Source organism: Streptococcus sp. SM3 (assembly GCF_027497875.1).
The window spans coordinates 1-1,399 of record NZ_JAJNSA010000207.1 but is presented as its reverse complement, the minus strand read 5'-3'; the positions used below and the strand labels follow the sequence as shown (position 1 = coordinate 1,399).

The 1,399-nt window shown below is 42.7% G+C and carries 2 protein-coding genes and 1 pseudogene; all 3 read left to right on the top strand.

Translation table 11 applies throughout. From position 1 onward, the window contains the following. Nucleotides 1–207: pseudogene (locus PAN06_RS14190) on the top strand (branched-chain amino acid ABC transporter permease); the annotation flags it as partial. Beyond that, complete coding sequence (locus PAN06_RS14185) at nucleotides 207–971, top strand: ABC transporter ATP-binding protein (protein ID WP_049491216.1); 765 nt, start codon at nucleotides 207–209, stop codon at nucleotides 969–971. The pseudogene PAN06_RS14190 and the gene PAN06_RS14185, both read left to right, overlap by 1 nt. Continuing rightward, a partial coding sequence (locus PAN06_RS14180) for an ATP-binding cassette domain-containing protein (RefSeq protein WP_269796654.1) occupies nucleotides 971–1,399 on the top strand: 429 nt, incomplete at its 3' end. The genes PAN06_RS14185 and PAN06_RS14180, both read left to right, overlap by 1 nt.

Sequence of the window (1,399 nt, the reverse complement as noted above, 5' to 3'; positions counted from 1 at the left end):
TTTGGTGGTTTGGGATCAATGTCAGGAACAGTTGTGGCAGCCATCGTCTTGGGTATCTTGAATATGGTGCTTCAAGACTTCTCAAGTGTACGTATGATCATTTACTCATTGGCTTTGATTCTCGTGATGATCTTCCGTCCAGGTGGTCTTCTTGGAACATGGGAATTCAGCTTGAAAAAACTACTCTCAAAAAAGGAGGCTAACTAATGGCACTTCTTGAAGTAAAAAATTTAACAAAAAACTTTGGTGGTTTGACAGCCGTTGGAGATGTGACCATGGAACTCAATGAAGGGGAATTGGTTGGTTTGATCGGACCCAACGGTGCCGGTAAAACAACCCTCTTCAACCTCCTAACAGGGGTATATGAACCAAGTGAAGGGACCATTACCTTAGATGGCCAGCTACTAAATGGTAAAGCACCTTATAAAATCGCTGCAGGTGGTCTGGGACGTACTTTCCAAAATATTCGTCTCTTTAAAGATTTGAGCGTTTTGGACAATGTCTTGATTGCCTTTGCTAATCACCATAAACCACATGTCTTTGCGAGTCTTTTCCGCTTGCCAAGCTATTACAAGAATGAAGAAGCTTTGAAAGCAAAAGCCCTTGAATTGTTAGCGATTTTTGGTTTGGAAAAAGAAGCAGATACCTTGGCCAAAAACTTAGCTTACGGACAACAACGTCACTTGGAGATCGTTCGTGCCCTTGCTACAGAGCCAAAAATCCTCTTCTTGGATGAACCTGCTGCAGGGATGAACCCTCAAGAAACAGCAGAATTAACCCAACTGATCCGTCGCATTCAAAAAGAATTTAATATTACGATCATGTTGATCGAGCATGATATGAGTTTGGTTATGGAAGTAACAGAACGGATTTATGTATTGGAATATGGCCGCTTGATTGCCCATGGTACGCCAGATGAAATCAAGAACAACAAACGTGTAATCGAAGCCTATCTAGGAGGTGAAGCCTAATGTCTATGTTAAAAGTTGAAAATCTTTCTGTACACTATGGCATGATCCAGGCTGTCCGTGATGTCAGTTTCGAGGTAAATGAAGGGGAAGTTGTTTCTCTTATCGGTGCTAACGGTGCTGGGAAAACATCTATTCTTCGTACCATTTCAGGTTTGGTGCGTCCAAGTGCTGGGAAAATCGAGTTTTTAGGTCAGGAGATTCAAAAGGTTCCGGCTCAAAAGATTGTAGCAGCAGGACTCTCTCAAGTTCCAGAAGGCCGCCACGTCTTTCCAGGCTTAACTGTTATGGAAAACTTGGAGATGGGAGCTTTCTTGAAGAAAGATCGAGAAGAAAACCAAGCTAACTTGAAGAAAGTCTTTTCTCGTTTCCCACGTTTGGAAGAACGGAAGAACCAAGATGCAGCAACCCTATCTGGTGGGGAACAACAA

Coding starts and splice junctions, on each gene's coding strand:
- PAN06_RS14185 (WP_049491216.1), top strand. CDS start 207: ATGGCACTTCTTGAAGTAAAAAATTTAACAAAAAACTTTGGTGGTTTG.